2 protein-coding genes are annotated in these 702 nt (G+C 38.7%); both read left to right on the top strand.

Annotated elements, in window-relative coordinates:
* Positions 1-157: 157 nt before the first annotated feature.
* Positions 158-478, top strand: a complete 321-nt coding sequence (locus CQA49_RS09810) for a hypothetical protein (protein ID WP_115575755.1) — start codon at positions 158-160, stop codon at positions 476-478.
* A complete protein-coding gene (locus CQA49_RS09805) occupies positions 475-699 on the top strand; it encodes a hypothetical protein (RefSeq protein ID WP_115575754.1) in 225 nt (74 codons plus the stop codon). Before CQA49_RS09810 ends, CQA49_RS09805 begins: the two co-directional genes overlap by 4 nt.
* Positions 700-702: the final 3 nt, after the last annotated feature.

Here is a 702-nt window from a genome sequence, read left to right as displayed (position 1 = left end):
CACAATCTTAGAATTTTCTAAGTGGCATAAGCCCACCAAAAAAGGTAGTGAGTGCTCGCGGAGCTGGAGACAAAGCGGAATTTACTTCCGCGAAGTCGGAAGCGGAGGCGGAGCTTGCAAGGGCAATGCTCTTGCAAGTGATATATAAGGATATGGAATGGAAAAGATAGTGCAAATACTTTTAGGCGTGCTTTGTATGATATTCTTGCTTGCTAGCATTGTATGCTATATTTTTTATGCAAGGACAGATTCTAAACTGCAAAGCGCATTAAAAGATTTAGCACAAGCCAACACTGCGCTAGATTTCCAAAACGCACAAATACAAAAAAACGCCCTAGAGCTAGAATCCTACAAAGCACAAAAACAAACACAAAGTCAAAAAATCATTACAAAATATTCTCAAATAAAAGTGCTTGATACGACTTGCGAAGCGCAGTTAAACGCGATTAATGAGCTTTTAAAGGAGTTTGGGAGATGAAAATTCAGCTTGCACCTCTATTCCTTATTCCATTTTTTATTAGCGGTTGCTTTACGCGCATTGTCAAAGAGCCTGTCTATATCCCTACTAAATGTGAAATCTCAATGCCTTTGCGCCCAAATTTTCACTCTAACACTGCGCAGAATGTCAAAGATTTGCTCATTTACACACAAGAGCTAGAGAATGACTTGAGATTTTGTATAAATGGTGAAGTGTTTTGAAAA

Source organism: Helicobacter sp. MIT 00-7814, assembly GCF_003364115.1.
Taxonomy (GTDB): Bacteria; Campylobacterota; Campylobacteria; order Campylobacterales; family Helicobacteraceae; genus Helicobacter_F.
The sequence above is the reverse complement of the archived record's forward strand: the minus strand, read 5'-3'. Positions and strand labels throughout refer to the sequence as shown.